The sequence below is a fragment of the Brevibacterium sp. MGP-B1 genome, assembly GCF_057766545.1.
In genome coordinates, this window is the sequence record NZ_CM173407.1 from 2,135,232 (window position 1) to 2,150,707 (window position 15,476).

General features: G+C 65.8%; 14 protein-coding genes. 11 read left to right on the forward strand and 3 right to left on the reverse strand.

Going from position 1 to position 15,476, the window contains the following annotated elements; all coding sequences use genetic code 11:
• Nucleotides 1-188: 188 nt before the first annotated feature.
• Nucleotides 189-1,313 (reverse strand): peptide chain release factor 2, encoded by a 1,125-nt coding sequence (prfB, locus tag AC3CD9_RS09755; RefSeq protein ID WP_488367429.1) that lies wholly within the window; start codon nt 1,311-1,313, stop codon nt 189-191.
• Between the two features lie 394 nt (nt 1,314-1,707).
• Here prfB and AC3CD9_RS09760 point away from each other — a divergent pair, with 394 nt between their 5' ends.
• From AC3CD9_RS09760 to AC3CD9_RS09795, 8 genes are all read left to right on the forward strand, one after another.
• Complete coding sequence (locus AC3CD9_RS09760) at nt 1,708-2,931, forward strand: TadA family conjugal transfer-associated ATPase (RefSeq protein ID WP_488367430.1); 1,224 nt, start codon at nt 1,708-1,710, stop codon at nt 2,929-2,931.
• Nucleotides 2,928-3,902, forward strand: coding sequence for a type II secretion system F family protein (locus tag AC3CD9_RS09765; protein ID WP_488367431.1), 975 nt, complete (start codon nt 2,928-2,930; stop codon nt 3,900-3,902). Before AC3CD9_RS09760 ends, AC3CD9_RS09765 begins: the two co-directional genes overlap by 4 nt.
• Nucleotides 3,899-4,837, forward strand: a complete 939-nt coding sequence (locus AC3CD9_RS09770; RefSeq protein ID WP_488367432.1) for a type II secretion system F family protein — start codon at nt 3,899-3,901, stop codon at nt 4,835-4,837. Before AC3CD9_RS09765 ends, AC3CD9_RS09770 begins: the two co-directional genes overlap by 4 nt.
• Nucleotides 4,838-4,938: 101 nt before the next feature.
• Entirely contained in the window at nt 4,939-5,217 is a 279-nt protein-coding gene (locus AC3CD9_RS09775; RefSeq protein ID WP_488367433.1) for a hypothetical protein, read from the forward strand.
• 58 nt (nt 5,218-5,275) lie between these two features.
• A complete protein-coding gene (locus AC3CD9_RS09780; RefSeq protein WP_488367434.1) occupies nt 5,276-5,674 on the forward strand; it encodes a TadE/TadG family type IV pilus assembly protein in 399 nt (132 codons plus the stop codon).
• Nucleotides 5,667-6,116: a hypothetical protein gene (locus tag AC3CD9_RS09785; protein WP_488367435.1), complete on the forward strand. Its 450-nt coding sequence runs from the start codon at nt 5,667-5,669 to the stop codon at nt 6,114-6,116. The genes AC3CD9_RS09780 and AC3CD9_RS09785 overlap by 8 nt, the downstream gene beginning before the upstream one ends.
• 1 nt (nt 6,117) lies before the next feature.
• Nucleotides 6,118-6,603 carry a pilus assembly protein TadG-related protein gene (locus AC3CD9_RS09790; RefSeq protein WP_488367436.1) on the forward strand — a complete coding sequence of 162 codons (486 nt, stop codon included), beginning with the start codon at nt 6,118-6,120 and terminating at the stop codon, nt 6,601-6,603.
• Nucleotides 6,604-6,749: 146 nt separating this feature from the next.
• Nucleotides 6,750-10,475 (forward strand): FtsK/SpoIIIE domain-containing protein, encoded by a 3,726-nt coding sequence (locus AC3CD9_RS09795; RefSeq protein WP_488367437.1) that lies wholly within the window; start codon nt 6,750-6,752, stop codon nt 10,473-10,475.
• Here AC3CD9_RS09795 and AC3CD9_RS09800 read toward each other — a convergent pair.
• Nucleotides 10,449-11,489 carry a GNAT family N-acetyltransferase gene (locus AC3CD9_RS09800; protein ID WP_488367438.1) on the reverse strand — a complete coding sequence of 347 codons (1,041 nt, stop codon included), beginning with the start codon at nt 11,487-11,489 and terminating at the stop codon, nt 10,449-10,451. The genes AC3CD9_RS09795 and AC3CD9_RS09800 overlap by 27 nt on opposite strands.
• Nucleotides 11,490-11,533: 44 nt before the next feature.
• Here AC3CD9_RS09800 and AC3CD9_RS09805 point away from each other — a divergent pair, with 44 nt between their 5' ends.
• The 3 genes from AC3CD9_RS09805 to AC3CD9_RS09815 all read left to right on the forward strand — a co-directional run bounded on the left by AC3CD9_RS09805 (nt 11,534) and on the right by AC3CD9_RS09815 (nt 14,742).
• Nucleotides 11,534-12,343, forward strand: coding sequence for a purine-nucleoside phosphorylase (locus AC3CD9_RS09805; protein WP_488367439.1), 810 nt, complete (start codon nt 11,534-11,536; stop codon nt 12,341-12,343).
• A gap of 61 nt (nt 12,344-12,404) precedes the next feature.
• On the forward strand, nt 12,405-14,231 hold the full coding sequence (locus AC3CD9_RS09810) for a phospho-sugar mutase (protein ID WP_488367440.1): 1,827 nt from the start codon (nt 12,405-12,407) through the stop codon (nt 14,229-14,231).
• 94 nt (nt 14,232-14,325) lie between these two features.
• Nucleotides 14,326-14,742, forward strand: a complete 417-nt coding sequence (locus tag AC3CD9_RS09815; RefSeq protein ID WP_488367441.1) for a hypothetical protein — start codon at nt 14,326-14,328, stop codon at nt 14,740-14,742.
• A 70-nt stretch (nt 14,743-14,812) separates the two neighbouring features.
• Here the strand turns inward: AC3CD9_RS09815 and deoC are convergent, their stop codons facing one another.
• Complete coding sequence (gene deoC / locus AC3CD9_RS09820; protein ID WP_488367442.1) at nt 14,813-15,460, reverse strand: deoxyribose-phosphate aldolase; 648 nt, start codon at nt 15,458-15,460, stop codon at nt 14,813-14,815.
• Nucleotides 15,461-15,476: the final 16 nt, after the last annotated feature.

The window sequence follows — 15,476 nt, forward strand, 5'->3', positions numbered from 1 at the left end:
TGTACGTAACAGTTCCGTGATGTTCGCGGAGGCGGCCGGGCGTGTGTTGCGATCTGATGAAGTTCACAGTCGCCTCGGTGATGGTCGAAACCTCGCCGAGGCGGCCGACCCTCAGTCGGCCATCGACCGAGTGAGTCGGCTCGGTACCGTTGCCCGAGGAATCAGGACCGTTGCCCGCAGGATCAGGCTCAGGCTTCGGCCTCTTCGGCCATCTCCTGTTCCTTGCGCCAGCGGATGCCGGCCTCGATGAGTCCGTCGAGATCACCGTCGAAGACGGCCGAGGGATTGTTGACCTCGTAGCCGGTGCGCAGATCCTTGACCATCTGGTACGGATGGGTGACGTAGGAGCGCATCTGATCGCCCCAGCTGGCCTTGATGTCGCCGGCCAGCTCCTTCTTCTGTGCGGCCTCTTCCTGGCGTTTGAGGTCGAGCAGTCGCGACTGAAGGACACGCATCGCGGCCTCACGGTTCTGGATCTGGGACTTCTCGTTCTGCATGCTCACGACCACACCGGTGGGGATGTGCGTGATGCGCACGGCCGAGTCCGTCGTGTTCACCGACTGCCCACCGGGCCCCGAGGACCGATAGACGTCGATGCGCAGATCGTTCTCATCGATGTCGACATGGTCGGTCGATTCGATGAGCGGGACCACCTCGACGGCGGCGAAGGAGGTCTGGCGGCGGCCCTGATTGTCGAAGGGGCTGATGCGCACAAGGCGGTGTGTGCCGGCCTCGACCGACAACGTGCCGTAGGCGTAGGGCGCGTCGATCTGGATGGTCGCGGACTTGATGCCCGCACCTTCGGCATAGGAGGTGTCGAGCTCCTGGACCTTGTAGCCGCGGTTCTCCGCCCACCGGACGTACATGCGGGTGAGCATCTGCGCCCAGTCTGTCGCGTCGTCGCCGCCGGCACCCGACCGCACGGTCACGACGGCGGAGCGCTCATCGTATTCGTGGCTGAGCAGGGTCGAGATCTCGAGTTCGGCCAGCTGATCGCGCAGCTTCCTGATGTCACGGTCGGCCTCTTCGAGCGAGTCCGAGTCACCTTCGTCCTGGGACATCTCGACGAGCAGCTCGGCATCGTCGATGCGTTCGCCGAACTTCTCGAGCTTCTCCAGGGTGCCCTGCTTGTGCGAGAGCTTGGCCGAGGTCTTCTGTGCCGTATCAGGGTCGTCCCAGAACGTCGGCGACGACGCCTGCTCCGTGAGCTCGGCGACCTCGTCGCGCAGGTTGTCCAGATCGGACACGTCGAGAATCGCTTTGTACGTCTGGCGGAGGTTGGCGATTTCAGAAGAGTAATCAGTGGAGGCCATAATGATCCGATTCTAGTGCATGCCCTCCCTCGAGCATGAAACGGCGCCGAGGCGGTCGATCGTTGAGATATCGAGGGCCGACCGGTCGAGGCAAGCCCCGATCCGTCGCCCCGGCCCCAAAAAGCGCCGCCGGCAGGAGATCTGATTCATCCCGCCGGCGGCGCGGCTCACGTCGCGTCATACGAAGACCAGTGAGGAAAATATAGACCGAAACCCACCCTTGCGCAAGACGAAAACACCCCACAATGACATTCGTGAAACTACACCGTGAGCATTTGCAGAACTCAATCCCGGTTATCCACAGATTTCGGAATTCACTAGATTCTTCATTCGACTACAGATAGGTTAAACAGCAAATCACGCTGTCAATTGAATGATCGGGCAAAGGTTCAAAGTGGAAGCCACCGAAGTCATCACCAGCGAGGTTCACAAGCGGATCAGAGATCTCGATGTGGATCCCCGCGCCGATATTCAGCGCTCTCGCGAGCTCATTCGCACCGTCATCGCCGAATACGATGAGCGGAGCCTCGTCGCCGATCTCCCGGTGCTCGAGGACAAAGAGGCGACGTTTCGGCATATCGACAATCAACTGTCGGGTTTCGGTGCCCTGCAGGACTATTTCGATGATCCGCACGTCGAAGAGATTTGGGTGAACTCCCCGAGTGAGGTCTTCATCGCCGTCGACGGAATCCACCAGCTGACGACAACGAAGCTGAGTTCGGGCGAACTCGACGACCTCATCGAGCGGATGCTGCGCACCTCGGGGCGCCGCGTCGACTTATCGCAGCCATTTGTCGACGCCATCCTGCCCGACGGATCCCGGCTGCATGTCGTGCTGCCCGATATCACTCGCATCCACCCGGCCGTGAATATCCGCAAGTTCATCGCCCGGCCGCGCAACCTCGCCAACCTCGTCGCTCACGGCTCGCTGACTCCCGGGGCCGCCGAGTTCCTCGATGCGGCGGTGGCGTGCGGTGCCAATATCCTCGTCTCCGGGGCTACTCAGGCCGGCAAAACCACCATGCTCAATGCCTTGGCCGGATCGATTCCGGCCCGCGAACGCACGATCTCCTGCGAAGAGGTCTTCGAACTCAATCTGCCCAGCCGCGACTGGGTTCCCATGCAGTGCCGCCAGCCGTCGTTGGAAGGCACTGGCGAAGTCACCCTCCGCGCCCTGGTCAAAGAGGCGCTGCGCATGCGACCGACGCGCATCATCGTCGGCGAGGTCCGTGAAGCCGAAAGCCTCGACATGCTCATTGCGCTCAACTCGGGTCTGGCCGGAATGTCGACCCTGCACGCAAACTCCGCTCGGGCGGCGATCACGAAGATCTGCACTCTGCCCCTTCTGGCCGGGGCGAACATCTCCTCGTCGTTCGTCGTGCCCACCGTCGCAGTCAGCCTCGACATCGTCGTCCACCTGCGCAGGGACCCGTCCGGAGCGCGCCGAGTCGATGAGATCTGCGCTGTGCCAGGCGGAGTCGAAGGCGACGTCGTCGAACTCGACACGATCTTCCATTCGCCACGAGGACAGCTCGTTCGCGGTCAGGGGTTCGGCCACCTCGGCGAGCGATTTGCGGCCATCGGCCGCGATCTTCACGCCATTCTGGAGGCGGCATGAGCTATTCGCAGTCCGCTCTGCTCATCGGTACCTGCCTCGGGGCAGGACTGTTCCTCATCTGGATGTCGCTGTGGCGGAGACCGCAGGGCAAGCGGACCCAGTCGCGGTGGGTGCGCGAACTCGATGACATGCTCACCGGGGCCGGATTCCCCAGACTGCGGCCGGCCCACTTGCTGCTCATCTCCGTCGCAGCGTTCTGTGTCGTCGCGGTCGTCGCGACAGTGCTCACCGGATCGTGGGCGATCGCGCTGTGCTTCGGTCTGTTCGCCTCCTGGCTGCCGCATCGGGCGCTGCAGCATCGGGCGCGGAGCCGACAGGTGATGCGGCGGGAGCTGTGGCCCGAGACTCTCGACCATCTCAATTCCGGTGTCCGTGCAGGTCTGTCCCTGCCTGAAGCCCTGAGCTCTCTGGCCCATCGCGGACCCGAACCGCTGCGACCGCTGTTCGAAGTCTTCGCCGAGGAATATCGGGCCAGCGGCTCGTTCGCATTGGCGCTGGAGCGCTTTCGGCAAGTCAGCGCCGACCCGGTGGCCGACCGCATCGTCGTCGCGCTCAGCGTCACCAGGCAGGTCGGCGGCAGCGATCTGGGCACCATGCTCCGAGCCTTGGCTCAGTTCGTCCGCGACGATGCCCGCACCCGCAACGAGCTCTCCGCCCGGCAGCAATGGACGGTCAACGGCGCCCGACTGGCCGTCGCCGCACCGTGGGTGGTGCTCGCGTTCCTCTCCACGCGACCAGAAACGGCGGTGGCATACAACTCCCGAACGGGTCTGATCCTCCTGGCGGCGGGCTTCGTCGTCTCTCTGTTGGCGTATCAGGCGATGAAGCGCATCGGTCGGCTCCCGTCCGAACCCAGAGTCATCGAGGGATCCTCACTCAGCGCCGCCCACCGACGTTTCGCGGGCAGCGCCGGCGCGAGTGGCGGATTCTCCGCCGACGACGAAGACGCTGCGGACGGACGGGCGGCATGAGCCTCCTCGGCGAGCCCCTGTCGGTCCTGGCCCTCGGACTCTTCAACGGCTTCGCCCTGTGTGTCTTCGTCCTCTCCCTCCCGCCGCTGCGCAGACCGACTCTGTCATCGCGGATCGCTCCCTATCTGCGGGATCAGGAATCCTTGGTCGACATCTATGCTCCGCCGACCCCGCGCACCGAGGGGTTCTGGGGGCTGCTGAAGTCCTGGTTGATCGGTTCGACTCTGTGGGTGACGTCGCGCATCACCACGGATGCGACTCTGCGGCTGCGCATCGACCGCCTCGGCGGCAATGCCACGATCGAACGCTTCCGCATCAGCCAGGTGCTGAGCATTCTCGTCGGGATGATCGTCGCCGGCGGTCTCGGCGGTGCACTGTCGGCGCAACGCGGCTTCTCCCCCATCGTCACCGTCATCCTCGTCATCAGCGGCGGCATCGCCGGTCACGTCTTCAACGATTGGCGACTCAGCCAAGCCATCGCCCGCCACGAATCCCGTGTGCTCGCCGAATTCCCGACCGTCGCCGAACTCCTCGCACTGTCCATCACCGCCGGTGAGGGAATCGTGGAGGCTCTCGAACGCGTGTGCCGCACCTGCTCCGGCGACCTCATCGACGAACTCCGTGCAGCCCTGGCCGCCACCCGCACCGGGACACCGTTGGTCGAAGCGCTCGATGGGATGGCCACGCGCATCGCCATCCCCGAGATCGTCCAGTTCGTCGACGGCCTCGCCGTGTCCATGACCCGCGGCACCCCGCTGGCCGAAGTACTCCGCTCCCAAGCCGCTGACGTGCGCGAACAGTCCCGACGGCGGCTGCTCGAACTGTCCGGTCGCAAAGAGATCGGAATGCTCGTGCCGGTTGTCGTATTCGTGCTTCCCGTCACCGTCATCTTCGCCGTCTTCCCGTCCCTGACAGTCCTCGACCTCAGTCCATAACGACCGCACTCCGCACCGCCGACCACGCCCGCTCCCACAGCCAGTCCCGCACTACCGACCACGCGCATCGAAACCTCGACCTCGCCGATGAAGGAGACACGATGTTCCGCCAGTTCACCTACCGCCTCGTCCCGCTCATGCTCGGGCTCATCCCGGGTCCTCCTCCGCGAGGAGGAACCACCATCACCGAGGCGGCCGAGACCGACATCGACTCAAATCTCACCGCCGATGTCGACCGACCAGACCGCGGGGACGTTCCCGGCTGGGTCCTCATCACCCTGATGACTGCGGGTTTGGTGGTCGCGCTGTGGGCTCTGGCCGGCGAGGCCTTCACCTCGATGTTCCAAGACGCGATGAACAAGGTCCGCGGGGCCGGGTGACCCAGCTGTGACCAGTGGCGACGAGACACTACCGGGAAGTCGGAGGAGGGCTGCCTCGATGACGGAGGCAGGCGAGCGCAGCGATTCGGGATCCGCCGTCGCCGAGTTCGCACTCATCGCCTCGCTGCTGGCCCTCATCTTGGCCGGAGCCCTGCAGATCGGTCTCGTCATCCACGTCCGCAACACTGTCATCGATTCCGCCATCGCCGGGGCGAGGCAGGCGAGCCTGGCCGATCAGACTCCGCGCGACGGGCAGAAGCTCACCCGCGACCTCATCCGAGTGTCCGTGGGCGAGCGCTATGCCCAGAAGGTCACTGTCTCGAGGTCACAGCGCGGTGCTGTCGAGATCGTCGAAGTGAGGGTGACGACCCCACTGCCGATCCTCGGGCTGTGGGGGCCCGCCGAGGTCTGGGACCTGCGCGGTCGATCCATCGTCGAGGACATCGACCGTGACTGAAGCCGAGGTCATTCAGGGAGTCGCGACCGACGACAGAGACGAGGGAACGGCGGTCATCGAGTTCATCTTCGCTTCGATCGTCCTGCTCATTCCGGTCATCTACCTCATGCTCACCCTCTCTCAGCTGCAGGCCGCCAGCTATGCGACCACCTCGGCAGCGATGTCGGCCTCACGTATCGCCGCCCGCGACGCGAACCCCTCGGAGGCTCGCGCCCATGCCGTCGCGAAGATGCATTTCGCGGACTTTGGGCTGCGGGATGCGCCGACTTCCATCACCTACTCGTGCACCGGACCCTGTGGACAGGCCGGCTCTCTCGTCACCGCACGAGTCGAGACGAAAGTGTCGCTGCCCGGGTTCCCTCTCCTCTTCGGCTCCGACCGGTCTCCGCACATCACATTGCGCGCAAACCACACCGACGTCGTCGCCACAGGACATCAGTGATATGTCGACCACGGGTGAGCACATTTTGGAGCGATGTGAGGATTCGACGCGCGGTCAGGAGTCGGATCATGATTCGGATGCCGGGTCGATAACGCCGCTGGCGATCGGCTTCGTCGTCATCGCCTTGCTGCTCGCCTTCCTCATCGCTGCCCTGACCGACCTGCACATGGCCCGCCGAGAGCTGCAGGGGCTGGCCGATTCTGCGGCGCTGGCGGCCTCGGACTCGTTCGAACCGGCTCCCGGTGACGATCCCGGTCTCGTGTTCTCACCTCCGGCGGCCAAACGCGCCGCCGGACGGTACCTCGACGCGGTGCCGACTCCGAAGGATATGGGCAATCTGCGGTTGAGCGCCGATGCGGATGGGACGCATTCGGTGCGCATCCGCATCGAGGCCCGCTATTCTCCGGCGTTGCTCTCACCGTTCGTCCCCGGCCTCATCGACCTCCATGCCACCGCTTATGCCCGGGGCGCCTTGCGTCTCGACTGATCAACCCGAGCCGTCTCCACTTCGACGCCGATTTCTGTGGGCACAGGCTCCACTTACGCATCCTGAGGCTGTGGATGCCCAAAGCGTATCCACAGGGCGCATTCTCGCTCTTGCCCAAGCCATGCGCTCGCGGTGAGTCTGTGGGCATGAGAACCCTGGGACTCATCCACTGCATTGAGACGAACGGAGCCGTCACGAGCATGAGCATCGAAGCCGAATCAGCCCAACCGGCCTTCGAGGTCTTCCGGTCTGCCCTCGGAGCGGAGCTGACTTCCCAGGACTTGGTCGTCGGCAACCGGCTCGACAACCACAGAATCGAGTCGATCAGCTGGGGTCATTGGCAGAGACTCAATCCCATCACCGTCGTTGGAGCGAATGTTCTGCGCACCACCGACGACTGTGCCGACTCCGCGCGGACGAGCGTGTCCGTCCTGGCAGGACCGGATGCGGGATTCACCCTGACGCTCGACCCACGGCGGGCTCGCTTGTCTCGACTGCCCCACCCCGATTGCCTGACCATCATCGACCCCAGCATTTCCCGCGCCCCTCAGCCGCTGCGACTCGATGCCACGGGGACTGGGCCCGCCGTAGCTCTGGGTGCGACTGTGCTCGCACCGGGCCCGGCAGACGGTTCGTCGGCCGGCTCTTCTTCCTCGGCTGCCCGTTCGGCTCCGCCGATCCGGTCCCCGCCGCTGCACCACAGCAATGACATCCACATCGCCCCGAATACGGTCGACGATCCTCGGCCGGCCAGACCCCCACAGTGGTGGACGTTCCTCATCCCCGTCGGCATCGGCGTGGTGCTGGCCGTGGCCACCGGAATGTGGTGGTTCCTGCTCTTCAGCGTCTCGGCCCCGCTCTCCGGGTGGGTCGCCTACGTGGTGGAGAAGAAGCGCTTCACCCGCGACAGCGCACAATGCCGACTTGACCGTGACGAGGCGTTGGCCGAGGCGCGGGCCAGGCTGAGCCGCCTCGAGGCGACTCGCAGACACATGATCTTCTCGTCCCCTGGTCTGTGTCTGGGTTTCGGGACGGTCTTCAGCGATCTCACCATCGACGAACGGCTGCAGCATGGAACAGACCACGTCGACGGTCGTGTCGTCTGCACCGATATGCCGGTCCGCATCGATCCACGTACGACCACGGTCACCGTCAGCGGAACGCCCGCAGTCCTGCGAACCATGGCCTTCGCCTGGCTGTCCGACCGGCGATTCAGGTGGCGACCGAGTCCCGAACTCGCACTGCTGCCGGAATTGGCAGGCACCGAGTTCTCCGCCGAGCACGCATCGACCACGATCAGGTCGGAGTCCCGCTCAGAAGCCGACATCGACGATCCCATCTCGATCACCCTCGACGAGGCGGTTCACCCCGCCGTGCTCACGCTCACCGCCCCGCATGCCGGCTCCGCGGTCTCGCTGACGGTGGGCTCTCTCGCGCAGGCACGCACCACGTCGTCGACCGCACCCGGCGGCCCGGTGCCGGGACGGGCACTCGTCGCTACTCTCATGCCGGCCGCACGATTCGTCACTCTGCACTGTGGCCGTTCGACCGAAACCGGACCCCGCACCTGGCCCGACCACGGGCTCGGCGAGCTCTGCGACGATGCGCCCGAGGCCATCCGACAACGGTGGCGGTCTCCCGCCTCGGGGCCGGTGCCGATCGGGCGCGGAACCGACGGCGACGTCGGCATCGATCTGTTCTCCGACGGTCCTCACGCTCTCGTCGCCGGCACCACGGGCAGCGGAAAATCCCTGCTCCTGCAGACATGGCTGCTGTCGATGGCCCTGGCACAGCCGCCTCGGCGACTGCGTTTCGTCCTCATCGACTTCAAAGGCGGGGCCACGTTCTCACCACTGCAGGATCTGCCGCACACCGACAGTGTGCTCGACGATTTCGACTCCGGTCTCGCCTTTCGCGCTCTCGTCTCCGTGCGCGCCGAGATCACCCATCGGGAGCGGCTGTTGGCCGACCACGGGTGTGCCGATGTCACCGATCTCGCCGACCCTCCACCACGACTCGTCGTCGTCATCGACGAGTTTCATGCGCTGATGGCCACCCATCCCCGCGCCGCCGACCTGCTCGAACACCTCACAGCTCTCGGTCGGTCCCTCGGCGTCCACCTCATTCTCGCCACTCAGCGCCCGATGGGCGTCGTGACCGGGCAGATGAAGGCGAACATCAACATTCGCGTGTGCCTGCGAGTGCGCGATGAGACCGATTCCTTCGACGTCATCGGATCCGAGGCGGGTGCGTTCCTGCCCGTGGACAAGCCCGGCGCCGCCTGTCTGGACTCCGGGATCAGCGTCACCCAGTTCCGCGTGGCGGTTCCGTTCGGAAATGACGCCCACGCCGAGGCGGCCTTCCGCCCTCGCGTTCGTCCCTGGGTCCCGGGGCCGATTCCGTCCCTGGCCAGCGGCGCCCACGGCGTTCACGTCGACAACATCATCGCCGCGGCTCACGACACTGCCGGGGCCGAGGACGCTTCGACTCACCGGCAGGTGGTGCTGCCGCCCCTGCCGGAACCTGAAGAGCTGGCCACTTCCCCTGCGGGACCGGTGGCGGAAGGTAGTGAACTCGCGCCGACAGTCACGGGGATCATCGATGTTCCCAGTCAGCAACGGCAGCAGACGTGGACATTCGACCCCGACGTGGACGGTTCCACGATCCTCACAGGCGGCAGCCCGGACACCGTGGAATCCGTGCTTGCGACCATGGCACGAGCTGCCGCTCCGACCCGACGGATCATCGCGATCGGCAGGATCGCCGCGGTCCTCGACTGGGCCGAGATCAGCTGCGGATTGAGCTCGGGCTGGCAGATTCAGGCGGTTCTCGACCATCTCGCGGTCCGTGGGGACCCGAGCAGATTCTCGCACGACGGTGAGAGCTTAGAATCCTCGACTGGGCCGAGGCAGAGCCGACAGCCACCGAGCCTGCTCGTCTGCAGCAATTGGGCCGAATTCGTCGACTCGCTCGACCACTATTGGGCCGAACGGGCCGAACGTCTCCTTGGACATGGTGCCGAATCGGATCTCGTGTTCCTGCTCGCCGGGTGCCGGAATATGACGAGCAGAAGCGCTCGTTTCTCCACCCAGGTCATCTTTCCGCCCGAGGCCGGCGAAGACGGAACGGGCGTCGGGCTCAGCCGGCAGCGATTCGCCGGTTCGTGGCCGGATCTCCGCGCCGTCATCCGCGGTCCCCGCGCGCAGGCCGCTGGCGGGGGCGGTGCCGATGTGCAGTTCGTACCCGGTGACGCGCCACGATTTGATTCGTCGATGTCCGAGGCGGGCGCGAGCATTCTCAGCGGACCACCCGGCATTCCGGAGGCCCGCAAGGGGTTCGCTCCACGCTGGCGGGGGCTTGACCAACCCGTGGGCGTGGGCGAAGAACCCTGCGGCGGTATGCCGGGCTGCATCCCGGTCGGCGTTGATGCTTTCGACGACCTCGTGGTGTGGGATCCGCGGCGGGTCGGTTCGGTGCTCACCGTTCGCGGTTCTCCGCAGAGCGGCAAGACCGGATTCGCAACGTATGTGGACCGCCTCGGCGGGGTCTCTGTCCACGATGATGTGCACATGGAATCGGAACCAACCGACTGGGATCTGCTCGACGGACGATTCCATGTGCTCACTGTGCCGACACGGTTCACTCCCGGCTATGGTTCCTCTCTGGCCAAGGCACAGAGTCTCGGACCGCTGCTCGTGCTCGGTGCACATACCAGGCAAGATCTCACCGGGCTCGGAGTGCTGCGACGGGCCCCGCTCGACGGGCTGCCGGGGACGGGCTGGTTCGTCACCGAGGACCAGGCCCGCCCCATCCGACTCTTCGCCCCGACAGGAGTCGAGCGTGAGTCAGCTGACGTCGGCAGGCGGTCCTGAGAGAGTCTCGTAGCGGTAGAGCTCGGTGGCGGTTCCGGAGTCGAGCAGTCGATCGGCGAGCGCGGAGATCACGGGCATTCCGCTCGTGACCTCGATGACGACATCGGCGTCGACCGACAGCCTGGCCAACAGGAGTTCGGCATCGGCGACGGCCGCGGCGAAGTCCTCCCCCGTGGTGTCTGCGGCATCGTCGCGAGTCTCGAACATCGACCCGAGGATGAGCTCGGTCGGCGGTTCTTCGTCGATCTGATCGACGGTGGCCCTGCCGTCCCCGACGGTATCTCCGGCACCCGGTTCGCCGGCCGAGGGCAGAACACCGGCGGTTTCATCGGCTTCCCGCGCATAGGACACGGCGAAAGCGCTGAGTCCACCCGCCTCGGCGGTCCCGGCAGCGCCATTCAGCAGCGCAGCACCATGAGCTCCGGCCGCTTCGGAGAGGAAAGCGCTATTCACCTGTCCGATGGTCAGCGGGCCGACGGCATCGTCGCGGTTGACGGCGGTGTACCAGGCGAGGAATGCCTTCGTCAGCTTCACCGAACCGGTGGCGACGATCTCGAGGTCCTCGGCCCGACCGCCGCCGGCCGGAGGCAGAGCACCAGCGGGGACCCGGATCACGCGGGTCGTTGTCAGCGGAGTGAACCCGAGCGCCTGCGCGAAGCCCTCTCCCGGGCTGCCGGCGTGCACACGGGCACGCAGATCGAGGCCTTCGAGCGCGGTTCCCCGCGTCTCCGCGCACACTGCGTCGAAGAGTTCACGCCCTTGACCATGTCCCTGTTCCTCGGCGGCGACCTCGACGTGGACCCACGCCCGGTAGGGGTGAAGCGGGGATTCGGCGATCGCGGCGGCTCCGACGGGAACCTCGGGGACCACCTCGACGATGACGGAGCGGGTCAACGGCGAATCCGAGGACGGACGGAACAGGGACCTGGCCATATGACCGGCCGGGGTGGTCGCATCGGCGAACACCTCATTCAGGCGCAGATCGTCACCGTCGTTCAGCTCTCGAATCGGCATGTGCTCGCTCCTTGGGCGGTGGGGAACTTGATAATCTTGGCGTCATGACTGACTTAAGCGATCCTACCGCCGCCGCGCACGCCGCGGCCACGACCATCAACGCGAACGCGGGCATCGAATCGCATGACATCGCGCTCGTCCTCGGCTCCGGTTGGGGCGGGGCGGCGGACCTCCTCGGCGAAACCGTTGCCGAGATCTCCGCGGCAGAGGTTCCCGGATTCCACGCTCCGGCCGTCGAAGGCCACGGTGCGACGTTGCGCACGGTGCGCATCGAAGCCAGCGGCAAGCATGCGCTCGTCCTCGGATCGCGCACCCACTACTACGAGGGCAAAGGTGTGCGGGCGGTCGCCCACGGTGTGCGCACCGCCGCGGCTGCCGGCTGTTCCTCGCTCGTGCTGACGAACGGCTGCGGCGGACTCAATCGCAACTGGGCGCCCGGCACTCCGGTGCTCATCTCCGATCACATCAACCTCACCGGGACCTCCCCGATCGAGGGCGCGAACTTCGTCGATCTCACCGATCTGTACTCCCCACGCATGCGGGCCATCGCCAAGGAGATCGACCCGACGCTCGACGAGGGCGTGTACGCACAGTTCCGCGGACCTCATTATGAGACCCCCGCCGAGGTGCGCATGGCCGGGATCCTCGGTGCGGATCTCGTGGGCATGTCGACGACGTTGGAGGCCATCGCCGCACGTCAGGCCGGGCTCGAACTCATGGGAATTTCGCTGGTGACGAACCTCGCCGCCGGCATCCAGGAGACCCCGCTCTCCCATGCAGAGGTCATCGAAGCCGGAGCCGCGGCCGCCCCACGCATCTCCCGACTGCTCGCCGACATCGTCGCGAATCTCTGAGACGGCCAGCCCCGCTCCGCACTCCCCCGCCCCGCCACCGCGAATTCGCAAAGGACCTCATATGACCCGCGTAGCCGACCGCTTCACGAATGGATTCGACGCCGAGGTGGTCCGTGCCTGGATCGCCGACGACCCCGATCCGCAGACGGCCATCTCCTTGGAGCACATCCTCGCCGAGGCCGAGAGCGGCGACGAGGCGGCGATCGCCGATCTCGAGGACCGGTTCTCAGGTCCCCTCGTCTTCGGCACGGCCGGTCTGCGCGGCGAGATCGCCGCCGGCCCGAACCGGATGAACCGGGCCGTGGTCATCCGTGCCGCCGCCGGACTGGCCGCATTCCTGGCAGACACCGTCGGGGAGGGTTTTCAGGTCGTCATCGGCTGCGATGCCCGGTACAAGTCCTCGGAGTTCGCGGCCGATACTGCTGCCGTCATCACCGCCGCCGGCGGTGTCGCGATTCAGCTCCCTGAACAGCTGCCGACCCCGCTGCTCGCCTTCGCGCTGTCGCATCTCGACGCCGACGCCGGAGTCATGGTCACGGCCAGCCACAACCCACCAGCTGACAACGGCTACAAGGTCTACCTGGGACAACGTCCTCTGCAAGCGATCGAGTCAGACCCTGTTGCTGCCCTTGCCGGTGCCGGAGCGCAGATCGTCAGCCCGGCCGATGCGCTCATCGCCGAAAAGATCTCAGCAGTCGAGTCCGTGGCGTCTGTGTCACGTGCGGAGTCCGGGTGGGAGCACCTCGACGAGTCGATCGTTGAGAACTACCTGTCGCGCATCGACGATCTGGGCGTGCGGGCGGAGTCGGATCTCTCGATCGTGCTCACCTCGCTGCACGGTGTCGGTGCCGGAGTCGCCGAGGCGGCCCTCACCCGCACCGGGTTCACGAGCCTCCACCCGGTGGCCTCCCAGCAGGCCCCGGATCCAGACTTCCCGACGGTATCGTTCCCGAACCCGGAGGAAGCCGGGGCACTCGATGAGTCGTTCGCCCTGGCCCGTGAGGTCGGTGCCGAACTCATCATCGCCAACGATCCGGATGCCGACCGGTTCTCCGCGGCCATCCCGGATGAGTCGGCGGCCATCGGCTACCGTCAGCTCTCCGGCGACGAGGTGGGGCTGCTGTTGGGCGAGGACGCCGCGACCCGATTGGCTAAGGGAACTCATCACGCGGAGGGTGCAGATGCCCCTGTCTTCGCGAACTCGATCGTGTCTTCCCGCGGTCTGGCGGCAGCGGCTGCCAGCCACGGGTTCGGAGCGGTGAGCACGCTCACCGGCTTCAAGTGGATCTCCCGCGTGGCCGGACTCGTCTTCGGCTATGAGGAGGCACTCGGCTACTGCGTCGACCCGGCTGCAGTGCGTGATAAGGACGGTATCTCTGCCGCTGTGACGTTCGCAGCGCTGGCCTCACGGCTCAAGGCCGAGGGGTCGAGCATCGACGCCGAGCTCGATCGCATCCGCAATCGCGACGGATACTTCGCCACCGCTCCTCTGTCCTTCCGCCTCGACGATGTCTCACTCATCGCCACGGCCATGGCGAAGCTGCGCGAGAACCCCCCGGCCACTCTCGCCGGTTCACCCGTCGCAGAGGTCCACGACCTGTCTGCCGGATATGAGGGGCTGCCCCCGACCGATGGAATCCTGCTCCTCTCGGAGTCGAACTCGCGGGTCATCGTGCGTCCTTCGGGCACCGAACCGAAACTGAAATGCTACCTCGAGGTCGTCGCCGAACCCTCGGAAATCCAAGCTGCCGCCGAGGCCGACGCCCGCGCGGCGGCCAGCGCCGGAGTGCGCCTGCCGACCGCCTCGGCCAGCGCCTCGCTGAAACCGGCCCTGACGGAGCGCCTGAACTCGATCAGCACCGAGCTCAAATCCTTCTTCCCCCTCTAATTACTACCTCACGGCGGCCCAGCAACCTCGCGTGAGGTTGCTGGGCCGCCGTCACGTAGTATTTAGGGCCCGTAGTCATGAGGAGGAGGTAACGATGGACGTTCCTCACGATCCAGAGGTCGACGCGGTTCTGACCAGCCTGCTGGGATCACTGGGCGAAAGCAGCAGCGTCTTCGGTACCGGTCGACTCGGTGCCGAGTGGTCGGCGAAGCGGCTGAAGACTGAAACCCATCACGCCGTCATCGAAGTTCCACCGAATGAGACCGAACGCGTTCTCAATCAGATGACTCAGCTGGTGTCCGCACACACTCCTGCGACCGACAACCCTGTCGTCACCATCCGCGGTGTCATCGGATCCGGCTTCGCGTCGATGAATCCGGCCTACGTCATCGTCGTGCTCGACCGGAGAGAGTCGATCCTGGGGATCGCCGCCCATGCAAAAGAGGGCCTCATCAAACAGCGAACGGCGCAGAAGGCCGTCACTAAGATCCGGGAAGCCATCGCCCTCTGACACTCCCAGAACTACCTGACGGCGGCCCAGCTACCTCGCGCGAGGTTGCTGGGCCGCCGTCAGGTAGCAATTAGAGGGAGTTGAGGATTGCGGCGCTGCCGGAGAGGCCCAAGCGGGACGCGCCGGCGGCGATCATCTCTTCGGCTGCTTCGGCGGTGCGGATTCCGCCGGAGGCCTTCACTCCCAGGCGGTCGCCCACGGTCTCGCGCATGAGCGACACGGCATGAGCGCTGGCGCCTCCGGCCGGGTGGAATCCGGTCGACGTCTTGACGAATCCGGCTCCGGCGGCCTCCGAGCGGCGGCAGGCCTCGACGATCTGCTCGTCGTTGAGCGCAGCCGACTCGATGATGACCTTGACGAGGGCGTCCCCGCTGGCCTCGACGACGCCGCGGATATCGGCTTCGAGTCCGTTGAAGTCCCCGGCGACGGCCTGGCCGATGTTGATGACCATATCGACCTCGGCGGCACCATCGGCGACGGCCCGACCAGCCTCGGCGGCTTTGATCTCCGGCTTCACCTGGCCGGAGGGGAATCCGACGACGGTGGCCACGACGAGCTCACCCGGATCGGTGATCGGCAGCATGGACGGTGACACGCAGATCGCGAGCACGCCCAGCTCCTTCGCCTCCGCCACGAGGGCATCGACGTCGGCGCGGGTCGCTTCGGGCTTGAGCAGGGTGTGGTCGATGATGTTCGCGACATCGGTGCGGCTGGTCATTCGGTCCTCCAGAAGT

Bases quoted from the DNA above. Each gene is read 5' to 3' on its own strand.
- prfB (WP_488367429.1), bottom strand. From the start codon at position 1,313: ATGGCCTCCACTGATTACTCTTCTGAAATCGCCAACCTCCGCCAGACG.
- AC3CD9_RS09765 (WP_488367431.1), top strand. From the start codon at position 2,928: ATGAGCTATTCGCAGTCCGCTCTGCTCATCGGTACCTGCCTCGGGGCA.
- AC3CD9_RS09770 (WP_488367432.1), top strand. From the start codon at position 3,899: ATGAGCCTCCTCGGCGAGCCCCTGTCGGTCCTGGCCCTCGGACTCTTC.
- AC3CD9_RS09775 (WP_488367433.1), top strand. From the start codon at position 4,939: ATGTTCCGCCAGTTCACCTACCGCCTCGTCCCGCTCATGCTCGGGCTC.
- AC3CD9_RS09780 (WP_488367434.1), top strand. From the start codon at position 5,276: ATGACGGAGGCAGGCGAGCGCAGCGATTCGGGATCCGCCGTCGCCGAG.
- AC3CD9_RS09790 (WP_488367436.1), top strand. From the start codon at position 6,118: ATGTCGACCACGGGTGAGCACATTTTGGAGCGATGTGAGGATTCGACG.
- AC3CD9_RS09795 (WP_488367437.1), top strand. From the start codon at position 6,750: ATGAGAACCCTGGGACTCATCCACTGCATTGAGACGAACGGAGCCGTC.
- AC3CD9_RS09800 (WP_488367438.1), bottom strand. From the start codon at position 11,489: ATGCCGATTCGAGAGCTGAACGACGGTGACGATCTGCGCCTGAATGAG.
- AC3CD9_RS09805 (WP_488367439.1), top strand. From the start codon at position 11,534: ATGACTGACTTAAGCGATCCTACCGCCGCCGCGCACGCCGCGGCCACG.
- AC3CD9_RS09810 (WP_488367440.1), top strand. From the start codon at position 12,405: ATGACCCGCGTAGCCGACCGCTTCACGAATGGATTCGACGCCGAGGTG.
- AC3CD9_RS09815 (WP_488367441.1), top strand. From the start codon at position 14,326: ATGGACGTTCCTCACGATCCAGAGGTCGACGCGGTTCTGACCAGCCTG.
- deoC (WP_488367442.1), bottom strand. From the start codon at position 15,460: ATGACCAGCCGCACCGATGTCGCGAACATCATCGACCACACCCTGCTC.